The following is a 22,997-nucleotide window of genomic DNA, read 5'->3' as shown; positions in this document are numbered from 1 at the left end:
TAGCTTCTTTAAATTATAATTTTCAGCGAAACAATCAGATAATAATTAATTAAATTGTTTCCAAAAGTCAATTTCTTTTTTAACTCCAGAATCATCATCATTATAAAAATCTTCTTTCGTTGCATATTGTTTTAATTTACCTTTCTTAATTCTTGCTATTTCATCGCCCATTACAATAGCCTCTTTGAGATCATGCGTTACAAATAAAGTAGAAACATTCATTTTTTTTGCTAATGCTTTGAAAAGCACTTGCATTTTACTTCTAGTAACTCCATCTAAAGCTCCAAAAGGCTCATCTAGCAATAATAATTGTGGTTCTATAACCATTGCCCTACCAAAAGAGATCCGTTGTTTTTGACCACCAGATAATTCTGTACTCATCTTTTTGGCGTGTGCTTTCATTTCAAGTTTATCAAGCATATCCCAAACGTTCTCTTCGATAATAGCTTTATCCATATTTCTTAAACGCAACCCAAAAGCTATATTTTCAAATACATTTAAATGCGGAAATAAAAGCGCGTCTTGAAATAGGTAAACAATATTTCTATCTTGAACTTTTGTATCGCTAATATCTTCGTCGTTAAGAATAATAATTCCTTTATCTTTTTTTTCAAGACCAGCAATTATTTTTAATAAAGTTGTTTTTCCACTTCCAGAATACCCCAATAAACTAAGGACTTCTCCTTTATTCAAATTTAGGTTTACATCTTTCAGAATCGATTCATTCTTAAAAGATTTATTAAGATTTTTAACTTCTAAAATACTACTCATTCTACTGTGGATTCAGAAAACATTAAAAGCATCTTATTTATATAAATAAGAAACATAGGAGGTAAAACTAGTAAACAACACGCTACTGATGCATAAAACAAATTAGCTTCATTTATATAGGTAAATACCTGTACTGTTAAGGTTTTTATTTTTCCTGTGCCTATTAAATTCGTTAGCCCATATTCAAACCAAGAGATTAAAAAGACTTGAAAAAAACATAATAGAATAGCGCTTTTTGATAGCGGAAAAAGGACTCTCTTAAATGTCTTAAAATTACTTCCTCCTAAAGTTTTACTTAACTCTTCTAAATGTTTTAAATTAGGATTCCAAAAATTACTATATATAATAATTCCAAACGGAAAAGCTATTAAAAACTGCGCTATTATTACTCCTAGCAATGTGCCTGTTAATTCTGTTATTACAAAATAATATTGAAAAATAACAGCCATTATAACTGGAGAGAGTAAATATGGGATATAAGCTAGCAGCAAGAAAATATTTTTGTACTTACTATTACAGATATGTTTTGATACTATAAAAGCAGTAATAGTAACCATAATTGCTACAGAAAGTGAAATTACTAACGAAGTAAAAAATGTTATAAATAATTCTGCATCTGTTTGTAGCAATGACTCCCAGTTAGTTATTGTAATCTCCTCTGGAAAAATACTAGGATACTGCCACTTTCTTCCGAAGGATAATATTAATAAAAATACAAGCGGAAAGCCTATAGATATAAAGAATATGTATTGAAGCACCCTTTTAAACATCACTTTTTTGAGTTTTAAAAAGGGTTATGTTCTTTAGATAAATAAAAACTAATGCAACTGTGATTATAAGTACATATAAAACGCTCATTGCATAACCCGTTGGAATATCATAAAGATTAAATCGTTGTATTTTTTGGAGAATTGCCACAGAAATCATTTGTGGGTCTTGGCGTCCTAGAAGCAAGGGCACTTCGTAACTTCCCATTACAAAAATGATAAATAGATAGATGGTGCCTGAAGCTTTTTTTAATAAAATCGGCAGGGTAACCTTTAGCAAGGTCTGTTGTTTTGAAGCTCCAAAACTCTTAGACAATGTAATAAAAGAACGCAAATTCTCCGTTTGGTATAAATTAGAAAATAAAATGATAAAAAAAGGTGTTATTAGCAATACTGAAGTAAAGATAATTCCTATTCCATAACCATCATTTATCCACTCTGGAAATGAGTTTAAACTGTCTATAAAGTCAAAATTAAAGGCAACTCTAGATAAGAACCCTGAACGAGATAAAAGTTGAAAACTAAAAAAAGCCATCACTGTAGCTGGAAAACATAGCGGAAGATAAATAGCATAAGATAGGAAGCCTTTTTGTAAGCTCTTTCTCCAACTTATAGCAATGGTAAGCGCTAATATTATTGCAGTCGTAACACTCGTTAAGGCTATATAAATGCTAAAAAGTAAAGACTTCCAAAATGGCTCTGTAGTAAAAATTGTTCTCCAAACTTCCGTAGACAAACCATCATTTAAAATTCCTATAAGTCCTAAACTATAAAATACAGCATATAGCAACCCTGAAAATACGGGCAGTAAAACAATACCTAAAAAAAATAGTTTGCTTATATGATTACTGGTTATCTTCAATAAATTACTTATTAATTATTTCTGTTCTAAAATCCTCTGCCAATCTAATCATATATTCGGGAGCAAGTTCCATATGCGCTCGATTTTGAATTTCACTTCTATCTGGAGCATGTTCTCTAGATGGAATATTCATAAATTTCTGTTTAATATCTTTCGGTAGCTTTTCTAAATCTAAAACAGTGCCGTCTCCCCATACTGAAGGCTTCATTTTCTCTAACTGAGCCTCAGGAGTGCTTAAAAAATTTGCTGCTACTAATGCGGCTGCTTTATTTCCTGATAATTTTGGGATCCCCAAATAATGTGAATTCTGAATAGTCCCAAATGCAGGAACATAAGCTCTTGTTGTTTCAGGAAACAACCCTTCCATTGTCTTACTATCTACCTCAGCATCATTATTACTCATTGTAAAAAGCAACTCTCCATTGGCAAAAAGCTGATGCATTTGCGCTACTCCCTCAGGAAAAACTTCTCCTTTACGCCATAAATAAGGCTTTAATTCATTTATATAACTCCAAAGTTCAGAACTATATTTTTTATACTTAACCTCATTAAATGCTCCAGACAAAGATTCGTTTCCACCAGCAATATCAATCAATAAAGATTTTAAAAAAGTAAGTCCTGTAAAGTGGTTATCGAAAGTGAAAGTCCCTGGGTGTTCTTTTGCAAAATTAAGTAAAGATGTTCGTGTCATCGGAGGATTCTCAACCTTAGCACTGTCGTAAATCAATGTCATTTGTACATTTCCCCAAGGAAGTTCAAATCCTTCTATTGGTTGCTGAAAATCCATTCCTATAAAAGGATTTTCAAAATCTATATATTCACCATTTGGAATTTTGGCAGTCCACGGTCCATATAAAGCTTTTATTTCTCGCAATTGAAAAAAGGTCTCTCCATTGATCCAAACTAAATCTACATCACTTCTATTCTTCGATGCTTGAATTTCTGTCATTAATAGCTGAACAATTTTTGATCCTTGCCCGCTTACAATTTCAAAATCGATGTTATACTTTTCCTTTAAATTAGGCGCAACATAAGATTTCATATACCTATTTATCTTAGTATCGCCATTCCACATCATCATAGTAAGAGTAGTTCCATTCGCTTTGCTTAAAACTTCTTCCCAGGATGCATTAGTTATATCTTCTTGTGCCTCTCTCTTTGTTGTATTACAGGAAAGGAAACAAAAAAGTAGTGTTATATATATTATATTTTTCATTGTCTATACTATTTATAGCTACTTAGATGGTTACACCCATTAATCAAAACAAATATCGTACTCCAAACTGGAACTGTCTAGGAGGCCCTGCATTTTTTTGCACAAATCTCCCTGAAGAAGCTGGTCCTACTTGAATCTGATTACTTTGTGTTGCATTATTACTATATCCACTTAAGTTTTCAACATTAAAAACATTAAAAACATCTGCTCTTAATTCCAATTTATTACTTCCTAATTTAAATTGATGTTGCAATCCTAGATCGAAGTTAAAAGACCAAGGCAACCTATCATCATTTCGAGCTTCCCCTGGTGAACGATCGCTATTACCAACATAAGAATCTCCAAAAGCAGAACCATCACCATTTAAATCTGTAGTTCCATAAATTAAAGCATCTGGAATTCTGTTTATTGGTTGTCCGCTTTGTAATAATGAAGCCAATGTAATTGTACTTCCTTTAAATGGATAGAAATTAAAAATTCCATTAATATTATGACGTCTATCATTAATGGAAGGCCCCCATTCCGCACCATAATTATTTGCATCTTGTGGACGGAAATTAATATCCTCAGTATTATTTTCTAGAGAAGATAGAGTGTAGTTAATACGGTAAGAATAATTATCTTCTCCCCTTACCTTTTGAAGGTTTAAACTCATCGCATAATAACGAGATTTCCCTTTGCTTTCTGTCATTACTACATTTCTTGCAACACCACTAACAGATTGTCCATTAATAATCCCTTCCCCATCAATAATTGGTACTGGTCTTGTAGCATCTGCCTCTGCAGGGGTTCTAACATCTTCTACTGTGAAATTCTCATCTATTGGAAACTCTTCAGCAGCATTTAAATTTTTAATTCTGAATAAATCTACTCCTCGATTATGGAACAAATCAACAAAAAACAACTTATCATCGGCTACCTGTAATTGATATCCTAAAGAAATCTGGTGTGAATATGGGTTATCATATCCGTTAGGGTTTAAGATTCTACGCTCATTAGAAAAAGCAGTTTCACGCTGCCCTTCCAATTCTGAAGCTGGTGGTCCTTGCAAATAATCTACACCTGTAATATTAGCACTTAAATTTCCATCATATGTAACGGCACTAATATCTGTATCTGCTGGAAGAATTCCTTGATCTATAAAAGCTTGTATTTGCTGTTTATAAGCATCAGAAGTAGTATTCTGTTGAAGCGCATCACTATAAATTGCATAATTTACCTTATCATAGGCAATAGCATATCCTCCACGGATGATACTATTTGGTGTTAATTCATAATTAAAATTAAAACGAGGAGCTAGATTGTTATAATCCCCTTTATTACCACCCCCTTTAGAAAGGTTATCATAGTCGTAACGCAGTCCAAAAGTTAAGTTCAATTTTTCTGAAACCGACCATAAGTCTTCCATATAAAAACTTGTGATATTCTGAGTTTTTCCAAAAGAATTAGGGCGTAATTCAACACTGTAATTAACGACCTCAACATCATTCGGGATATCATTTATATCAAGACTTCCTCCAACTCCACTCGCTGCAAGATCATTAATTTGACTTTGGGTTAAATCTACCACGTAATTCCCAACAGGGTTTCCGCCACCAAACAATTTATGATCGCCACTAATAAAATTAACTCCAGCTTTTATGGTATGGTTGTCTATATAGTATTTAAACTTCTGTTGAAACTGAAATGTGTTCTCAATCTCATTAAACGTACCTCCTGGATTCCCTATAACACCAATAGTTTCATCGGAAGGATTTCTCAAAGTTACTTGTGATTGGTTAGGGTTTTTAGCATCCGAATAATCCCATCTAAAACGACTATATTGAAAATTGGTTTCTGCACTAATTCCTCCAAATTTATAGGCGTTCTTAAGTGCCAAATTCAAACTGTTTCTTACCTGTTTAAATCCCGCTGACGGAAAAGTAACTCCTCCCTCTAATCCACCTCCTTGACTTTCTATGCCAACAACTCCTACATTCGCACGAAGAGAACTTCTAAAATTGCGACTCCATAATTGATCTAGTTTTACAGAGAAATAATCGAAGTTATTATTACCCCGAATAGTTTCATTTACTCCAAGATCATCTACATTTAATAAATTGTCTTTTACATCTGTGGTATGTTCAAAATTAAAATAATAGAACGTTTTGTCTTTTACAATAGCTCCACCTATTCCAACTCCCGTTTGATAACGAGCAAAACCATTCTTAACTTGATTCCCAGAAAGGTCTCTTTGCGCATACGGACTTTCACCATCAATAACAGGTCCTGGACGGGTTACAAAAAAAACTTCCCCTGTTAAATCATTGCTTCCAGATTTAGTAGTAATATCTATAACTCCATTTCCAGTAAGACCATATTCCGCAGAATAATTACTCGTAAAAACAGAAACGTCTTTTACGAACCCAGCAGGAATATTAAAACGTTGACCTCCTAGAAAACGCTCATTATTATCCATCCCATCTATAGTGTAAGAAGTAAATAAGGGATTTGCCCCATTAATACTAACATTAGGAGCTTCAGGATAGAAACCAGTTGCTTGTGTTACATTTGGTAATCGATATAAAACTCTAGTAATATCTCGCCCTTCAACAGGAATTTCTGTAATTTCTTCTGCTTTTAACTCAAAAGAAACTTCTGCATCTCTACGGTTAATTTTTGCAGACGTACTATTATAAAGCACTACCTCATCTAACTGCTGCTCATTTGCTATACTTGTATCTAACGGCAACAATAAATTTGCATTCTGGTTGGACCGAATATCTATATTATCTATGCTTGCACCTGCATAATCACCATTCCCTGTAAAGTATACCTGATAATCGTTAAGCGATGGAATTCCTCTGAAAACTACTTTTCCTTGTGTACTGCTTATATCTTTTAATGTGATTCCTTGACTTTGATTACTTAAAACTACTTCTACCCCAGAAACTGGAATGTTACTTTGAATATCTATCACAGAGACTGTGATGTCTTGTTGAGAAAATGCTGATATAGTTATAAATAGCATTCCCCAGAACAATAAATTTTTCATATAAAATTTAAGTTGTTGGCTATAATATTTCTTAAGATTGATTTCCACTATGATTTTAAAATCACTCATTATAAAGTGATTAAATCATAATAGTACATGTAAGTATTATGCCAACAAAGGAGATCCCTTATTAAAGTAGCGTTGTGATTTTCTGTTCTCGAAAAACTGAAGGGATTGATAAAAAATAGTGGTACTCTCTGAAAGAATAGCGAGAATAATAAGATGTAAAACTCTAGATATTTTACGATGAAAACTGTGGATTCTCTTTATATCTAATTCCTTATCAATATCAATAAGAGTTTCTAGTTTGAATATACTCTCTTTGGATTCTCTTATAAGTGTTTCTACTTCTTTTAAAACCTTATTAGAGTTCCATGATATATTTAAAAACTCTTTTTTATTGAAAAGTTCCTTCTGAATTCCCATAAGGTAAAATCCACCGTCCGAAGAAGGACCTAAAACAGTTTCTCCTCTCTCTAACCTTTTTGCTGTAGCTAGAAGATGCTTCGTTTTTAACTGAGGGGAATCATTCCCAATAGTTATTACATTCTTATAACCATTATTAAAAACTGTTTGGATTGCATTTGTAAAGCGCTCTCCAAAAGAATTACCTACTTGTTCTTTATCAGTAATTAAAAAATAGGGAATGTTAGAGTTCTTAACTATTTTAAGAACATATTTATTGAGCTCGTTGAATAAAATTTCACTTTTACGTATCGACTTATTGGCTTTTTCAGCACTTCCAGAATTAGCAAAAATTAATATCGCAGTATCTTTGAACATTCGCTCGTAAAATGAATTTTTCTTGTAGTCTCAAAAATATCAAATTCATTACAGAGTTGTTAACTTTTTTGGGAAATAAAAAAGTTCTATATAATAATATCCTATTATAAATTGATTCTTAAAGCCTTATATGATGAGCTAGATGTAAATACATATTTTGAAAGATTCCTAAATCTATCAAACCATGTATTTCTTCATGCTCTTCTACTGTATTATTTTTTAGTAGCATTACTGGGCCGTCATTTAAAGTATTTTGCAAATCAGCAAAAGAAATATTTTTAGCTTGAATTTTATAAGTAGGTTTAGAATTACAAGTATTTGGCACTATAAGAATAGGAAGTTTATTAATGTTTTTAATAATCGTTTTAGTATTTCGACCTAAAATTTTATTCTTTCTATTTGAATCCCCTTTAGCTGCAATTAAAATTTCATCTATATCTAATTGAGAAATTAGCTTTTGAGTTGCATTTAATAAGCTTCCTGATTTAGCTATCATAAAATATTCATGCGCTGCATCAGTATCAAAGAAAGCTAGCTTATTGAGTAATTGCTCTAACTTTTCGTTAGAATTATTTGCTGATGAATTATGGAATGCTTCATAAGGATCTAAATAGTTTAAAGAATCAAGACCATGCTTTTCTTCTGAAAAAGAGTTTAAAATATAAAATTTACATGGGATATTCTCATATAACGATATGGTATATTTTAAAGCGTTCCATGCATTTTCGGAAAAATCAGTTAAAAATAAAATATTTTTCATCGTTATATATTTTAGGTTTGTTTTAAATCACTTATAAACTCTTTACATCATTATCAATTTATTACAGTCTTGTATAGATCAACATTTTTGAATAGAAAGTAAGCTTAAACGTCTTTACACGCTCTATAAAATCGAGATATACCTTTCTACATTTCTCATGATTCCCCAAATAAAATGTGTCACAATCTACCGTATCACACTCTATACTCATCCCTAAACTTACATCATATCGATACAAATCTTTAAGTACAATTGCGTTACTCCTTCTTAACTCCTTTAAAGCATTACTTATGTTTATATCTTTAATTAATTGCTCCTCTATTTTTATGAAATAGTTTAATTCTGAATTGATAAACTCTAAATGATCTGTCCAGTTCCCTACTTCTTCTTTATCCTTTTTCTTCATTATAAAGGAGTCGTCTTCGTGATTATAAAAAAGTTGTTCTCTCATTGTTAGCTATTAATGTTTGATAATTCTTGTTGCGCAACGTATGTTACTGTAATTTCTTTCTTGCCAGAAGGGAGTTCCCAATAAAAAACATCACCTAAAGCATGTCCCATTACAGCGGTTCCCATTGGAGATAAAACGGAAAGTTTATTGTTCTTTAAGTCGGCTTTATTAGCCACTACTAATTGAAATTCTTTTGTCCATCCTCCTTCTAAAGAAACCCTTACTATAGAATTAAATCTAACTACATCATCAGGTAAATCCGTTTCATTACTAATTATGGCAGTCTCTAATTCATCCATTAATTGCTTAATAGATTTTTTAAATATTACATCTTGATAATAATTGGAAAGGCTAAGCATCTGCTTTAAAAGCACATATTCCTTTTTTTCTATGATTAACTGTTTATACTTCATTTTTATACGCTTTATAGGAAAAGCAAACTGCTAAAACACCATGAACGCTCGGTGTAATAGCAAATGCTTTTCTTCAGTCTAAAACTTTATATCTAAATCCTATGGGAAAATCCCTCTTTGAATATATGCCTGCTCCAATCTTTCTATTGCTATAATAAAAGCAGCTGTTCTTCTATCTACTCCTCTTTTTTCTGAAACATTTATTACTTTAGTAAAAGACTCCTTTAGCTTTTTCTCAAGCTTTTCCATTACTTCCTCTAAAGACCAAATCTCTCCATTTCTATTCTGTAACCACTCAAAGTAGCTTCCAATAACCCCTCCTGAATTACATAAAATATCTGGAAGAATATCTACACCTCTAGCAAGCAACATCTGTTCTGCCTCTACATCTGTAGGTCCATTTGCACCCTCTGCAATAACGGAAGCTTTTATACTTGATGCATTCTCTACCGTTATCTGGTTTCCTAGTGCAGCAGGAATACATATATCACAATCCAATGCAAAGAAATCTTCTGATGGAAGGCTACTGCTATCTTTAAATCCTACAATGTTTCCTTGACTCTTATTATAAGCAAATAGAGACTCAACATCTATTCCTTCTGCATTTGAAATACTTCCAAAAGCATCTTGAACTCCTACCATTTTTGCTCCTTCATTCTCTAAAAAGTGAGCTGCCCAATAGCCTACATTCCCAAAACCTTGAACTATAAATTTCTTTCCGCTTAAATCCACTTTGTTGTGAGCCGCCCAGAATTTAATACATAAAAACACTCCATATCCTGTTGCACGATCTCTCCCTTCAGAACCACCAGCTCCAATAGGTTTTCCCGTAACAACATGCATATTTGTAGAACGTTCATTTGGAGATTTTGTAGACATAAACGTATCTAAAATCCATGCCATTGTCTGCGGATTCGTATTTACATCTGGCGCAGGAATATCTAATTCCGGACCAATATTATCTCCTAGCGCATAGGTAAATCTTCTTGTAATTCTCTCTAATTCTGATGTAGAATATTTAGAAGGGTCTAATTGTATCCCTCCTTTTGCTCCTCCATAAGGTAATCCTGCAAGCGATGTTTTCCAGGTCATCCACATTGCTAATGCTCTTGCGGCATCAATATCTACTGTAGGATGATATCTTAGTCCCCCTTTATAAGGCCCTAATGCGTTGTTGTGTTGCACACGGTATCCTGTAAATACCTCTACATCTCCATTATCCATTTTTACTGGAAAATGAACAACCAACTCATTATTTGTAATACTTAATATCTTGCGGATATTTTTATTAAGATCAATAATATCTGATGCGTGGTTAAATTGTCGCATCACATTATTTAACATCCCTTGTTTCTGAGGTGCTTTCTTATTTATTTCTTTTGTAACCATTTTGTTGTATTTCTATTTTTAATAAAGGCTGTAAGCTTTCTTAATTAGTTTAAAAATTAACTTGCCAAGACTGTTCTATAATCGTTCTTGTTTTCATGTTCACTACATGTTATAACAAATTGCTTATTCAATGTAAGCACGCAATTGTTTAAAAATTTACATGTAGAGCATATACTTTTGCTATAGTTTTCCATTGTTATAAATATTTCTACAATACACTTGGCAACAGCTGTGCCAATAATAACAAAAGACTTTAACTTAAGAATTAAAGTATTGAAATACATAACGTTATGTTGTTTTTATAAATGAATGTAAAAAAGTGTATTGGGGAAGGAATCCCCAAGTGGGAACGAATGCCCCAGGGTATTTTCTGACGTTAAATTGAAGAGGTACTATTGCACTTCTTATAAACTGAAAAATTAGAGATTATTAGTCTAATTTATTACGAAGTGTTTTTCGATCAATTCCTAGAATCTCTGCAGCCTTCGTTTTATTATTAGCAACAGAATCAAGTACTCTTTTAATGTACCTTTTTTCCATCTCTGCAAGGGTGACTAATTCTTCTTCAGGAAAATCTATTTTATACTTTAAAGTATCTGGCACATGTGATAATTCTATACTTTTATCACACATAATTACGGCTCTTTGGATACAGTTTTCTAGTTCACGTATATTTCCAGGCCAAGAATATCTTAAAAACAAATCTATTACATTCGGACTTATTGTAACATATCTGTCTTTGTACTCCAAGCCATATTTCCTAACAAATTTGTCTACCAATAATGGAATATCACTTTTACGATCTCGCAATGGTGGAGATTTTATATCGACAACTGCTAATCTATAATATAAATCCTCACGGAACTTTTCTTGACGAAAAAGCTCCATTAAATTACTATTTGTTGCTGCAATTACCCGCACATCTATCTCTTGAGGCTTTTGAGATCCTACTCTAATGATTTCCTTTTCTTGTAAAACTCTCAATAAACTATTTTGAACTTTTGGAGAAGCGTTTCCTATTTCATCTAAAAAAATAGTTCCGCCATTTGCAGCTTGAAAAAAACCATTTCTCGATTCATTAGCGCCTGTAAAAGCTCCCTTTTCATAACCAAAAAGTTCTGCTTCCAAAAGATTCTCTGGGATTGCTCCACAGTTTACAGCTATAAAAGGAGCTCTAGCATACTTTCCATGATAATGAATCGCTCTAGCAATAACCTCTTTTCCTGTTCCACTTTCTCCCTGTACAAGTACTGTTGCCTTTATATCTTTTACACGCCCTATGATATCTTTTATTACATTAAAAGCTTCAGACTGCCCTATGAGTTCATCATACTTTGGAGCTGTTTTAGAATCAATTTTTTCTTTTCTAACAAGCTTGGTATTCACTAACGATTTATCAATAGCATTTTTAAGCTCCTCTTTTGTAAAAGGCTTCACTAAATAATCTACCACTCCAGATTTCCCCATTTCCAAAGAACCTTTAGCAGAAATATATCCTGAAACTACTAAAACAGGCATCTTAGGATAATGTTCAGACACATATTTTATAAGCTGAAAACCATCTACTTCTGGCATCTGTAAATCTGTTACCAATAAATCGATTGTATTTCCTTTTAGAATAGTTACAGCTTCCTTTACTGAAACTGCTTTAAAAATATAGAAATTTAAAGCGTTTAGTTGACGCTGAAGCAATTCTAAAATATGAATATCGTCATCTACGATTAATATGTTCTCTTTTTGGTATGACATGATTTAACTTTCAGGGAAATTTATAGTAAAAATAGTTCCTTTTGGAGTATTTGGAGAGTGTTTTATAGTTCCTTTATGACTATTTATTATTCCATGAACAACACTTAACCCCAATCCTGATCCATCTCCTGTAGGTTTAGTTGTAAAAAAAGGCTCATATACTTTGTCTTCAATCCCTTCAGGAATTCCAGCCCCCTCATCGATAATTTCTATTTGAACTCCAGAATTAACCCTTTTAATAATAATATCGATTGTACTCCCTTCCGGAGAAGCATAAATAGCATTCATTATAAGATTAAATAATACCTGAGTGAGTTGAATCTCATCTGCACCAACTTCTATTTCTGAAGGTTCAATAACAAGTGTGCGTTGGATATTCTTATTTTTAAAAGATGGCTTTAATAAATTTAAAACATTCTCAACAATAGGTTTTAAAGCTACTTTCTCCATCTGCTGAGGAACTTCACAAGCAAAAAACATAAGCTTCTTTACTATTTCTCGAGAGAAAATAGCACTCTCTTTAATCCTTCCTAAATCCTGCAAATGCTGTTCATTCTTTATCTCATCTTCCAAAAGCTCCGTAAAACCTAATATATTGGTAAGCGGTGTATTTAATTCATGGGCTATTCCTGCTGTAATTTCACCCAAAATATTCAACCGATCCGTACGCTCCATCTGCTTTTTCATGAGGGTTTCACTATCCCTTATCTGTTTCCTTTCAAGGAGATTTCCTATTTCAAGACTTATATTATTAAGGAGCTGCTTCTCTTCTTCTAAAAAATCTTGCTCAGAAAATTTTTCAGAAGGATACCCTATTACAATTTCTCCTTCAACTTCATTAAAAACCTTTATTGTTGCTTTAAGATAAACAGCATTTTTAACGGAATCACCTTCTTTCAAGAAATGATCGGCAGTTTTAATCCACACAAAGCTATCATTTTCATATTGAACAGCACGCTTTAAACAATGCGTAATCGCCTGTAGAGAGATCTCTAACTGGCTATAATCACAATTTACTATAATGGAAGTTACCTCATATAAACATGTGAGTTCCTTTATCCTTTCCCGTAATTTATCTTCAACTGTATTCATAAGAATATATGGTAATTTGCATGTTTTAAAATTCATCATTTAACATTACAAACAATGAATCTGTCCTAAATATAGTTATTGAATTATTCCTAAAAAATGTATTCCAATAATAAACAATTATTAATTTATCGCCTATAAAAAAACTACTTATAAAGTATTTTTATACTTTTGAAAGTACTAAATACTAACTATTTTACGCAATTATTATGAAATCAAACCTATTTATGGGTGCTTTCAAAGCATTCACAGTCGCTTCTGCGGCATTATTAATGTCCTGCCAAAGTGGTGGAGACAAATTTGGAGGATTAGCACTCTATACCCTTAGAGATGATATGGGTAAAAATACAGAAGCTACGTTAGATTCTGTTGCCAAAGCTGGTTATAAAAACATTGAAGCCGCTGGATATAGCGATGGAAAGTTTTATAACATGACTCCTGAAGACTTTAAAAACCTTTTAGATGAAAAAGGACTTAAAGGAATTAGCACACACCAAGGAAGTGCAACATTAGACAACATCGATGAAGAAATTGCTGCAGTAAAGGCTGCTGGCTTTACCTATTTCGTTATTCCAGTTCCTCCAATGGGACATTTTAAATATGATGAAAAAACGAAGACACTGGGAATGGATCCAGACTTAGATTTCATGATTAATTTCTTAAATACCGTTGGGAAAAAATGTGCTGATGCAGGATTGCAACTCCTTTATCATAATCATGATTTTGAATTTAAGAAGGATGTAAATGGAATCGTTCCTATAGAATATTTCTTAGAAAAAACGGATCCTAAATACGTTAATTTCCAAATGGATTTATATTGGGTTACCAAAGCGGGAGCAGATCCTATTGCTTATTTCGAGAAGTATCCTGGGCGTTTTAAATTATGGCATGTAAAAGACATGAGTAAAGACGGTAAATTTGCTCCTGTAGGCGAAGGAACAATTGATTTTCAAAGAATTTGGGAGAAAAGAGACCTTTCTGGGATGAAATATTATATGGTAGAACAAGATCAGACTTTTCATCACACGCCACTTGAAGCTATTAAAGTAAGCCATGAAGGACTTAAAACATTTGGTTTTAAATAGTCCTTTTTAATGCATTTTAATTAACAATCGGCTATCTAAAAGATCTGCTAATCTGTATTTTTATTCAAGATTAGTTTCTATAAGCTTTTAGATAGCCGATCATTAATTTTTTATTTTTTACAAACCCAAGAACTTACTCTGAATAACTATGGAAACTACTAATACAAAAAACTCTCCGTTTGCTACGCTTACTCTCATTTATACAGCATTAATATTTGGACAAATAGTCTTCCTCGGAATTGCCTTCTATAATATTCAAAGTATAAAAATTGATATTTCAGATACTAGCGATCCCTTTTTATACATAGTTCCTAGTGTAGGAATACTTGCTATTTTCTTATCTAACTTAACATACAATAGGTTAATTCTCAGGATAGACAACAAAGATCTTCCCTTTAAGCAAAAGTTTGCAAATTATCAATCTGCTTGTATAGCGAGGTATGCTTGGGTTGAAGCAGCTACTTTATTTGCCATCGTTAGCTATTTTATATTACTAAACTTTGTTTTTCTAATCTTTGCTACCATTCTAATTTTATATTTTATAACACTAAAACCTAATAAAAATAAAATAATAGCAGCATTAAAATTAAATCCCACAGACCAATCACTACTATAATTATACTATTTGACTCAATCAGATCCGATTATATTATAACATATACTCTAGTTGACTAACATTTAGAACCAAAAAATGAGCAAAAAAAATTTTTATTTCTTATCTCTCTATTTACAATTTCATCCGTCCTGTTTTTACAATCTATGGAAGTTGCTTTAATAATTTAAGTTATATTTATAGAAAATAACTCATACATCATGGCGTATATAATAAACATTCTTATTGCAATCATTGCATTATTACACTGCTATATCATGTGGTTTGAAATGTTTGCTTGGGAAACTAAAGGAAGAAAAGTATTTAAAAGCTTTCCCGATGATTTATTCCCAAGAACAAAAGCTATGGCTGCTAACCAAGGACTTTATAATGGTTTTTTAGCTGCGGGACTTATTTGGACATTCTTTATTAATAATGCTGAATGGAGAGTTAATATTGCTTTATTCTTTTTAGCTTGCGTTGCTATTGCTGGGATTTACGGTGCTCTTACTGCGAGTAAAAAAATATTATTCGTACAAACAGTGCCAGCAGTAATTACTATTATTCTATTACTAGCTAAATCCTATTTTTAAATAGGAAGACTATAAATCCACACTGAATTAAAAAGGGTATCCAAAAGCAAAATTCAAGATAGGGTCTTTTAAATCAAAATTGTAGCGATCTTCATAAGGTTTATGAATTGGAGCTGCAAAATCAAAACGAATTACAAAGCTCTGAATATCAACACGCAGTCCAGCTCCCACACCCACTCCAAGCTCTTTCATAAAACCAGATGAGAATTCTCCTCCTGGAATTGCATCATTTGTATTAAGTAACCACACGTTTCCTGCATCTGCAAACAATGCTCCCTTTAAAAAAGAAACAATAGGAAAGCGATATTCTAAATTTGCTTCCAGTCGTATATCTCCTGTTTGATCTAAATAAGAACTACTTTCTTCATCTGTTAATTGGTAAGTACCAGGTCCCAAAGATCTAATTCTAAAAGCCCTTACACTAAAAGGACCCCCAGAATAATACTGCTTAGAATAAGGTAAACTAACAGAGTTACCGTATGCATAACCAATCCCCCCGAATAAACGAGCCACCAGAGCTTGCTCATTTCCTAAGGAATATCGATATCTAAAATCTACATCTGTTTTTGCAAATTGAGCATATTCTAATCCTAGTACCTTTTTTACGCCATCTTCATTTGGTTCTCCACTAATTAAATCTAAAATATTACCTGCTATCTCAAAATTGGCTGCAAAGTAAATAGGATTTTTCTTTTCAGTATCTGAAGTCTCATTATAAATAAAACTATAGGTAAGTCCTGCAATAAATTTTTGCTCAAAGCTGTTCGCCAAGAACTCGTTATCAGCTAAAAGCTCATCAAACTCTTCAGAAGTATTAGACAAGCTACTGTAATTAAAACTTATTGGAGACAATTCATGATAAACATATTTATTGGCATTCCATGTATACCCAAAAGATGTTAATAGCGATGTTGAAGTATATAAATCTTGTCTGTCAAGGTATTCTATCCCGGCACTAATTTTTGTTTTTGGAACTTCATATCTAAATCCGAAATCAATTTTAAATGGAAATAAAATCCTCGGAAAAATCAAGTCCCCTTTTAATCCTAGCTGTGTACTTGTAGCTCCAGTATTATCATCTCCTCCCCCAATTTGTTTCTCATAACCTAACTTTGCAGAGACATTAAAGATCTCTCCTCCATTAAAAAAATTTCTATTAGTATAGGTTAATGCTAAAGCGGGACCAACGTAGTTATTAGACTTTGAATTGGCTTGTATTTCTGCTCTTACCGATTGCTTATTCATGGGAGATAGATAGATTTTTGCATCTAAAAGCCCTATAGAATCTCCCTCCTGAAAGGGTTTTGTTTTATCAAAACGTATCGTTGTATACTTATAGGTTCCTATTTTTGACAATCGGTTACTAGTAAATTTAGACCATTGAGGATTATAATATTGTCCTTTTTTAAATAAAATAAAAGGGGCTAAACGCTTTGCCTTAAAAAAATCGGTGCTTTGAATATAATCAATACCATTATAACTAATTGTATCTTTGGGAACACTATCGTTTTCTATTGAATAGTCTGAATACACAGAAATCGAATTCAATTTATAGGGAATCTTAGATTTTTCTGGAGTCTCTGTTTTTAATCGCAGGAAAAGATCATATTTCTTTTCTTCATATTGATTTGTATCGGCCTCAAAAATTAAAAAGTCTTCATTAAAATTATAATAACCACGTGCTTTTAAATAATCATCAATACGAGACCTTTCTTCTTTAAAACTCGCTAGATCGAAACGCGTATCATTATTTAAGACGGTTTCTGATAATGACTTCTGAATAGAGTCGTATATTTTTAAACTGTCTTTATCAAGTTCATATGTTTCTAGTCGGTATGGCTCTCGTAAAGTAACCTCATAATGGGTATTAGCAGTTTTCTTTTTTTTATTTACTGAAGAAGTAATTGTGTTTTTAAAAAATCCTCGATTCTCTAATCGGTTATTTATAAGATCTTCCGTTTTAGTAACATCTACATCAGATAAATATACAGGCTCCTCACCTATTTTCTTATTTAAGAATTTGTTTATAAAGCCTGGCTTTTCTCTTTGTGCTTTATAATGTGTTAATAGTCCCCATCGAACTCCAAATAATTTAGAATTTGGCTCAGGACGGAGTAAACCATCCAATTCATCCTCAATAGTCCCAAGATCTTTAATTTTGGTTTCGGTAGTAACATCAATATCTCCGCCCGTATATAAAACCTCATTCTCAGGAATAAACCGTTTTACATTACATGCAGTTAGGCATATAAAGGAAATCAATAAGAAAAGTATCTTTTTATATTTTACAAATGAATTCTTCAACTATTCTTCTTTTAGCTCTTGTTCTTTTAACTTCTTTTCTTTGGCTACTTCTTCTCGGACTTTACGCTCCCAAAGTTCTTTAAACTTATTGAATTCTTTATTAAAAATAATTGAAATCCCGGTAACTATAAGCTCCCCATCAATAATACTTTCAAATTTATTTTTTCGATATCCCCTTAAACGATAACGTCCATCTTCAGTTACCAAATACTCAATCCCCACATTCCCAATGGCAGGAGCATTTCCATCCGAAGTCTGGCTACTCCCCTGAATATCTACCTCGCTACCAACCTGAACAATGACACGATCATCAAACAAACTTTTACTAGCATTTATATCTAATTCCGTTCTTTCCTGTGGAGAAGCCGATTGGTAGTCTGTATAACTATCCAATCCAAAATCTAACTGCACACCTGTATCTCCCAAAATCTTGTCTGAAAATGTATTTAATTGATCTGATAGTACATCGTTAACATTGTCTCTAGCTATAGAAGCAGGTCCCCCTGCACTACCATCACTTCCTGAGGTTGGAAAAAACCGATTCATAACTAATAAGGAGAAAACTTGCTTATTAAGCTCCTCTTCTTGCTCATTTAATTGCTGAACAGCGCTATATATATTTCCGCTAGCAGCACTTTGCTCATCTTCTGGCATATCCAACTGAAAAGCTAACTCTGGTTCCAAAAGCTCTCCATCTATATTTAAATAAACCAAGAACGGATATTTCTGTCGGTATGTATTTATAATATCACTACTAGAATTAGAAGTCTGAGTCGCCATAAGCGCAGAAGCCGATGTTTCTACATTATATATCGCCTTTATATCTAATGATGCATCCAAAGGATCACCATTCCAAGTAATCTTGCTCCCTTTAGAGATATCGAACTTTCTTTTTACAATGTTGTATAAGCTAGCTTCATAATGTCCATTATCAACTTCATATTGACCAGAAAGCGTAGTCCTTCCGTTCGTTTCCATTTTGAAATTAAACTCTCCTGTACCAGAGACCTCTAAATTATCTCCAGAACGCTCATTGATAACAATTCGGAAAACAGAATTTTTATCTACTGAAATTAAAGCATCAATATCAAAATTTTCAAACATAGAAGGCGCCGTTGTTTGCTCTTCTCTTCGAGTTAAAATATCATTTTCATTTTTTCTATTCACAAATAAAACAACTCCTTCTCTTTCGTTTATATCTAACTCTGACTCAGGAACGATTACCGTAAATTTAGAATCTTCTTTGATTTTTAGTTTCCCATTTATTCGAGGCACTTCTAAATCTCCTTTTATGGTGATATCTGTGTTTAAACTTACATTCCCATAAAATAAATCGTTGTCCTCTCTTGTGGAGTTTAATACTTTAAAATTATCTGCTTTTAAAGTTAAATCGAAGGCAGGATTTGCAATATCTTCTGTTGAAATTTTTCCGTCTAAAACAAAAACGTTTTTATCTTCATCTTGAATAGATAGCTTATTTAAAGTAAACCCATTATTATCAAAAGAGAGCTCTTCTTGATCTATACTAAAATTAGAGTTCAATTGATTTACTAGCATCTCTACACCGTCAAAATTTAATTTTCCACTATAAATAGGATTGGCTGTAGTTCCTGTTAGTTTAGCTCTTCCGCTGATACTTCCCTTAGTATTTGTAATTTCTTCACCTGAAAAACCTTCAATAGCTTTCATTTTTAATCCATTCAGAAGCAAGTCTAAATCTAATTTAGAATCTTCGCCCTCTGCAATATAACTCCCTGTTAAATCTAAATCTATATTTCCTTCTTTTAAAGCAAGTGCAAACTCATAGTCACTATAATTTTGTGAAGAAGCATTGATTGATAAATTTCCTAAAGGCACTTTTAAAGCCTCTAAATTTGTAACCTTAAGATCTGCCTGTATTCCTGCATTATTAAAAGGATCTTCAATATTAAGAACTCCCTTTGCAACACCTTTTGCAATTGGCTCGTCTGGATTTAAAAAACTTAAAATAGTATTGAGTTTGAAGTTATCAAACGATACTCCCACTATATCTTTTTCTTCTGAAGTTGTAGATTTTATTAATGCTATTTCCTGACCGTTATTACTAAAAACGAAGTCTTTAATTGCAATAAAATTAGGAGCATATAAAATCTCATTACTATTAGGAATATCCCATTTTTTTCTATTTAAAATAAGTGTACTCGGATCGATATGATATTGAATTGTATCCCCTTTAAAAAGAACTTCAGAATTAACTTGTACTAAATTTTCTGTTTCAGCTTTACTATTAAAATCTAATAGCAGTCTCTTAGCTTTTAGAGTTCCTTTAAGCGCTGTTTTATCTATAGAAATCGAATTAGATTCAATTCCACTCCACCCTAAATTAAAAACTAAATCTTCTTCCTTACCATCTAAATAAAGGTGCAAGCTATCTATTACATTACTATTATAATTTACATATGGCGCATTTATATCTGCATTGATTGTTTTCTGAGCTTCTTTAAAATCTACAACTATTGCTACAGAATCCATTTCCTCTAAACTAGGGAAATAAACCTCGCTTAAAGCTGGTGTTTGTCTTAATAACACCTTCATCTTCATGGTTGTATTCGCTGTCCTTTTAGATACAATGCTATCATTTAAAGTTACATTTGGATTCGCTTCCCAATAACTAGATAATTGTGTTTCTAACGCCTGAGCTAATACATTTGGAGTTGTATTCGCTTCTAAATCTGCTTCCAACATATTACTCTTGATCTTTAAGAGCGTGCTATTCTCTTTTAGTGCTGCATTAAAATTAAAAGCATCTATGTTATAAGATTTATTACGATAAATTGCTATTCCTTCTGTAATACTTCCGTCGAGAATAAAATTAGAAAAATCACCCTCGTAATCAGCTTTCAGCTTAAAGCCTGTACGAACATCGCTTTTTGTAATCCCCAGCTTATAAAGATCGGCTCCATTAAGATCAAGAAAAAAACTAAACTTAGAGTTCAGCGAATCTAAAATCATATGGGTATCCATATTGAAGTCTAAATTATCATCTTTAAAAGCTATAGTTACATCTCCAGTTCCGTTCTTAATATTACCATTTAATTTAAGCTTTGAGAAATCATAATTAGCATACGCTAACGAATCAAATTCCGAAGTTAATTTAGCATTCAAAGTATTTATACTATTCCCACTTCCTGAAGTTTTCACCCTAAAAGAAAGGGCTCCAATTTCATCATTCTTAAGAATTTTTCCTAAATGTAGTTGATCGACATTCAAATCTGCATCAAAAGCAATTTTCTGCTCATCGCTATATTTACCGTTCAGTTTTACAATACCATCGGAAGTTTTTAATACCGCTTTAGTATTTATATTATTAAGACCTCCATTTAAACTTCCTGCTAAATTCAGGGAATCTGGAATAGAAATACCCAAAGAATCTTCACTTACAAAGCTAGCCAAAGCCTGCTTTTGCATTTTTATATTAAAATCTGGTATGTATAGTTTAAGACTATCTGCATTAGTTGGAGATTTGATGCTTCCATTTAACGCTATTTTTGCTTGTTTTCCCCAATTTAAAGAAGTGTTTTTTAAATGTAAACTATCTAATGTCCCCGTAAGAGTCAAAGCTCCTTTTATATTATTTGATCTTAAAGAATCTATATATTTATTCTCTGCTAAGTCAGGTTGAAAATAATAAGCGTCTTTTATATTGATATTAAAATTAGGAAGTCTAATATCCATAACGGAAGCTTCAAAATTATTTATAAAATCTTCAACGGAAGAATACTTCATCGTAGCAGATCCTGTGACGTCACTATTCCCTGTAATAACATGTAGTGCATTAATACCTAGAGACTTATCATCAATACTCAATTCGAAATTCAAATCTTTAAGATGAAATATTCCATGCTCTAAAAAAGACAACTCATTTAAAACAACAGCTGCTTTTCCTGGTTGATAAGTAATATTCTCTGAAGCAAAATTAAGTTGCTTTAACTCTAAATTACTAGCATTAAAACCATTGGGAACAATTGTATCTGTGGGTATTATAAAAGTTAGCTCACTATCTTGAATTTCAATATTGTTGGTTGTTATTTTCCAATCTGGCCAATTAAATTCGGTTGGAGAAGAACTAGGAATAGTATCTGTTACACTGATAAATTTACTAGCATCATTATAGGTGAATTTTGTCTTCTCAAGAATAAATTTGTCCACAACAATTTCTTGAGAATTAAGATTTAACTTAGGAAGTTCTAAAGACAAAGCCTCTAAATTAACAGCCATCGTTGTATTATCTTCAATGACATTATAATACGCTTCTACATTTTTAAAATCTACATTATCAAACCTAATAAAAGGCATTGTAGCTGTAGATGTGGTATCTGTATCTTCTTCAAAAGGTATTCCTTGTGTGTAGTTTATAGTACCATCATTAAATTCAAAGTCAGAAACCTCAAATCTCATTTTGTCCAAATCAAAAACATCAACATCTAATAATAACTCCCCTAATTTAGTTTCTAAATCTATTCCTGTTAATTGGTCATTATAACGAAGATTGATAGCTTCTAATTTAATTTTCCCCAAGCTAATTTTCATAGATCCTGAGGTTGTGTCTACTTGGGTGGTATCTGCGGAAGCAAAAGCATCTACAATATAATCGAAATTAAATCTCCCTAGAGTATCGCGCTCAATATTAGCTTTTAAACCTGACCAGTCTACTAAATTAAGATCTATTTCCGTTCCTTGAATTAATGGCAGTAAAGAGGTAGAAAGCTCTAGTTTTTCGGAGTATACCAAAGTATCTCCTTTTTCATCTTCTATATAAAAACCATTTAAAGATGCATTCCCCGAGAACGTTATAAAAAGCTTTTCTATTTTTACTTCTGTACCAATTTTGTTAGACAGAAAATTAACCGCCTTCCCTACAATTAAATTCTGTCCCCAAGGGCTTCTAATTACCAATACGAGCACAAAGAATAAAAGCAATAGAATTGCAACTATTCTCAGTGCAATTCTAAGGAAACGTGATTTTATAAATTTCTGTTTTTGCGGCATAGATATTCCTCATATAATTGAGGTTTAAAAACAAAGATACGTTGTAGTATGTAGAATAATTATAAAAGTATTTTAAAATAACATCTTTAAATTAGCGCTTATAATCTAAGA

The 22,997-nt window shown here is 32.3% G+C and carries 17 protein-coding genes; 3 read left to right on the top strand and 14 right to left on the bottom strand.

Annotation, left to right across the window (positions count from 1 at the left end; all coding sequences use genetic code 11):
* Nucleotides 1-45: 45 nt before the first annotated feature.
* From ACN0TY_RS08100 to ACN0TY_RS08045, 12 genes are all read right to left on the bottom strand, one after another.
* A complete protein-coding gene (locus tag ACN0TY_RS08100; RefSeq protein WP_417444064.1) occupies nucleotides 46-771 on the bottom strand; it encodes an ABC transporter ATP-binding protein in 726 nt (241 codons plus the stop codon).
* A complete protein-coding gene (locus ACN0TY_RS08095) occupies nucleotides 768-1,541 on the bottom strand; it encodes an ABC transporter permease (RefSeq protein WP_417444190.1) in 774 nt (257 codons plus the stop codon). The genes ACN0TY_RS08100 and ACN0TY_RS08095 overlap by 4 nt, the downstream gene beginning before the upstream one ends.
* Nucleotides 1,534-2,400 carry an ABC transporter permease subunit gene (locus ACN0TY_RS08090; RefSeq protein ID WP_417444063.1) on the bottom strand — a complete coding sequence of 289 codons (867 nt, stop codon included), beginning with the start codon at nucleotides 2,398-2,400 and terminating at the stop codon, nucleotides 1,534-1,536. The genes ACN0TY_RS08095 and ACN0TY_RS08090 overlap by 8 nt, the downstream gene beginning before the upstream one ends.
* Before the next feature lie 4 nt (nucleotides 2,401-2,404).
* Nucleotides 2,405-3,616 carry an ABC transporter substrate-binding protein gene (locus tag ACN0TY_RS08085; RefSeq protein ID WP_417444062.1) on the bottom strand — a complete coding sequence of 404 codons (1,212 nt, stop codon included), beginning with the start codon at nucleotides 3,614-3,616 and terminating at the stop codon, nucleotides 2,405-2,407.
* A gap of 43 nt (nucleotides 3,617-3,659) precedes the next feature.
* Complete coding sequence (locus ACN0TY_RS08080; protein WP_417444061.1) at nucleotides 3,660-6,650, bottom strand: TonB-dependent receptor domain-containing protein; 2,991 nt, start codon at nucleotides 6,648-6,650, stop codon at nucleotides 3,660-3,662.
* Between the two features lie 105 nt (nucleotides 6,651-6,755).
* Nucleotides 6,756-7,433, bottom strand: a complete 678-nt coding sequence (locus tag ACN0TY_RS08075; protein ID WP_417444060.1) for a TIGR04282 family arsenosugar biosynthesis glycosyltransferase — start codon at nucleotides 7,431-7,433, stop codon at nucleotides 6,756-6,758.
* Between the two features lie 118 nt (nucleotides 7,434-7,551).
* Entirely contained in the window at nucleotides 7,552-8,193 is a 642-nt protein-coding gene (locus tag ACN0TY_RS08070; RefSeq protein ID WP_417444059.1) for a universal stress protein, read from the bottom strand.
* Between the two features lie 61 nt (nucleotides 8,194-8,254).
* Nucleotides 8,255-8,644, bottom strand: a complete 390-nt coding sequence (locus ACN0TY_RS08065) for a hypothetical protein (RefSeq protein WP_236959687.1) — start codon at nucleotides 8,642-8,644, stop codon at nucleotides 8,255-8,257.
* A 2-nt stretch (nucleotides 8,645-8,646) separates the two neighbouring features.
* Nucleotides 8,647-9,057 carry a GreA/GreB family elongation factor gene (locus ACN0TY_RS08060; protein WP_236959688.1) on the bottom strand — a complete coding sequence of 137 codons (411 nt, stop codon included), beginning with the start codon at nucleotides 9,055-9,057 and terminating at the stop codon, nucleotides 8,647-8,649.
* Nucleotides 9,058-9,156: 99 nt separating this feature from the next.
* A complete protein-coding gene (locus ACN0TY_RS08055) occupies nucleotides 9,157-10,446 on the bottom strand; it encodes a Glu/Leu/Phe/Val family dehydrogenase (protein ID WP_417444058.1) in 1,290 nt (429 codons plus the stop codon).
* 429 nt (nucleotides 10,447-10,875) lie between these two features.
* A complete protein-coding gene (locus ACN0TY_RS08050; RefSeq protein WP_417444057.1) occupies nucleotides 10,876-12,195 on the bottom strand; it encodes a sigma-54-dependent transcriptional regulator in 1,320 nt (439 codons plus the stop codon).
* A 3-nt stretch (nucleotides 12,196-12,198) separates the two neighbouring features.
* Nucleotides 12,199-13,287 (bottom strand): sensor histidine kinase, encoded by a 1,089-nt coding sequence (locus ACN0TY_RS08045; protein WP_417444056.1) that lies wholly within the window; start codon nucleotides 13,285-13,287, stop codon nucleotides 12,199-12,201.
* Between the two features lie 206 nt (nucleotides 13,288-13,493).
* Here ACN0TY_RS08045 and ACN0TY_RS08040 point away from each other — a divergent pair, with 206 nt between their 5' ends.
* The 3 genes from ACN0TY_RS08040 to ACN0TY_RS08030 all read left to right on the top strand — a co-directional run bounded on the left by ACN0TY_RS08040 (nucleotide 13,494) and on the right by ACN0TY_RS08030 (nucleotide 15,554).
* Complete coding sequence (locus ACN0TY_RS08040; RefSeq protein ID WP_417444055.1) at nucleotides 13,494-14,369, top strand: sugar phosphate isomerase/epimerase family protein; 876 nt, start codon at nucleotides 13,494-13,496, stop codon at nucleotides 14,367-14,369.
* Between the two features lie 148 nt (nucleotides 14,370-14,517).
* Nucleotides 14,518-14,985, top strand: coding sequence for a hypothetical protein (locus tag ACN0TY_RS08035; RefSeq protein WP_417444054.1), 468 nt, complete (start codon nucleotides 14,518-14,520; stop codon nucleotides 14,983-14,985).
* Between the two features lie 197 nt (nucleotides 14,986-15,182).
* Nucleotides 15,183-15,554: a DUF1304 domain-containing protein gene (locus tag ACN0TY_RS08030; RefSeq protein ID WP_417444053.1), complete on the top strand. Its 372-nt coding sequence runs from the start codon at nucleotides 15,183-15,185 to the stop codon at nucleotides 15,552-15,554.
* A gap of 27 nt (nucleotides 15,555-15,581) precedes the next feature.
* Here the strand turns inward: ACN0TY_RS08030 and ACN0TY_RS08025 are convergent, their stop codons facing one another.
* Together ACN0TY_RS08025 and ACN0TY_RS08020 are read right to left on the bottom strand one after the other, a co-directional pair.
* Nucleotides 15,582-17,858 carry a BamA/TamA family outer membrane protein gene (locus ACN0TY_RS08025; RefSeq protein ID WP_417444052.1) on the bottom strand — a complete coding sequence of 759 codons (2,277 nt, stop codon included), beginning with the start codon at nucleotides 17,856-17,858 and terminating at the stop codon, nucleotides 15,582-15,584.
* On the bottom strand, nucleotides 17,859-22,886 hold the full coding sequence (locus ACN0TY_RS08020; protein ID WP_417444051.1) for a translocation/assembly module TamB domain-containing protein: 5,028 nt from the start codon (nucleotides 22,884-22,886) through the stop codon (nucleotides 17,859-17,861). It lies immediately after the preceding gene.
* Nucleotides 22,887-22,997: the final 111 nt, after the last annotated feature.

Origin of the sequence: Joostella sp. (assembly GCF_048266025.1) — a bacterium.
In the GTDB taxonomy this organism is placed as follows: domain Bacteria; phylum Bacteroidota; class Bacteroidia; order Flavobacteriales; family Flavobacteriaceae; genus Galbibacter; species Galbibacter atrarenae.
This window is presented reverse-complemented; position numbering and strand designations above follow the sequence as displayed.

Bases quoted from the DNA above. Each gene is read 5' to 3' on its own strand.
- ACN0TY_RS08100 (WP_417444064.1), bottom strand. From the start codon at position 771: ATGAGTAGTATTTTAGAAGTTAAAAATCTTAATAAATCTTTTAAGAAT.
- ACN0TY_RS08095 (WP_417444190.1), bottom strand. From the start codon at position 1,541: ATGTTTAAAAGGGTGCTTCAATACATATTCTTTATATCTATAGGCTTT.
- ACN0TY_RS08085 (WP_417444062.1), bottom strand. From the start codon at position 3,616: ATGAAAAATATAATATATATAACACTACTTTTTTGTTTCCTTTCCTGT.
- ACN0TY_RS08080 (WP_417444061.1), bottom strand. From the start codon at position 6,650: ATGAAAAATTTATTGTTCTGGGGAATGCTATTTATAACTATATCAGCA.
- ACN0TY_RS08075 (WP_417444060.1), bottom strand. From the start codon at position 7,433: ATGTTCAAAGATACTGCGATATTAATTTTTGCTAATTCTGGAAGTGCT.
- ACN0TY_RS08070 (WP_417444059.1), bottom strand. From the start codon at position 8,193: ATGAAAAATATTTTATTTTTAACTGATTTTTCCGAAAATGCATGGAAC.
- ACN0TY_RS08065 (WP_236959687.1), bottom strand. From the start codon at position 8,644: ATGAGAGAACAACTTTTTTATAATCACGAAGACGACTCCTTTATAATG.
- ACN0TY_RS08060 (WP_236959688.1), bottom strand. From the start codon at position 9,057: ATGAAGTATAAACAGTTAATCATAGAAAAAAAGGAATATGTGCTTTTA.
- ACN0TY_RS08055 (WP_417444058.1), bottom strand. From the start codon at position 10,446: ATGGTTACAAAAGAAATAAATAAGAAAGCACCTCAGAAACAAGGGATG.
- ACN0TY_RS08050 (WP_417444057.1), bottom strand. From the start codon at position 12,195: ATGTCATACCAAAAAGAGAACATATTAATCGTAGATGACGATATTCAT.
- ACN0TY_RS08045 (WP_417444056.1), bottom strand. From the start codon at position 13,287: ATGAATACAGTTGAAGATAAATTACGGGAAAGGATAAAGGAACTCACA.
- ACN0TY_RS08040 (WP_417444055.1), top strand. From the start codon at position 13,494: ATGAAATCAAACCTATTTATGGGTGCTTTCAAAGCATTCACAGTCGCT.
- ACN0TY_RS08035 (WP_417444054.1), top strand. From the start codon at position 14,518: ATGGAAACTACTAATACAAAAAACTCTCCGTTTGCTACGCTTACTCTC.
- ACN0TY_RS08030 (WP_417444053.1), top strand. From the start codon at position 15,183: ATGGCGTATATAATAAACATTCTTATTGCAATCATTGCATTATTACAC.
- ACN0TY_RS08020 (WP_417444051.1), bottom strand. From the start codon at position 22,886: ATGCCGCAAAAACAGAAATTTATAAAATCACGTTTCCTTAGAATTGCA.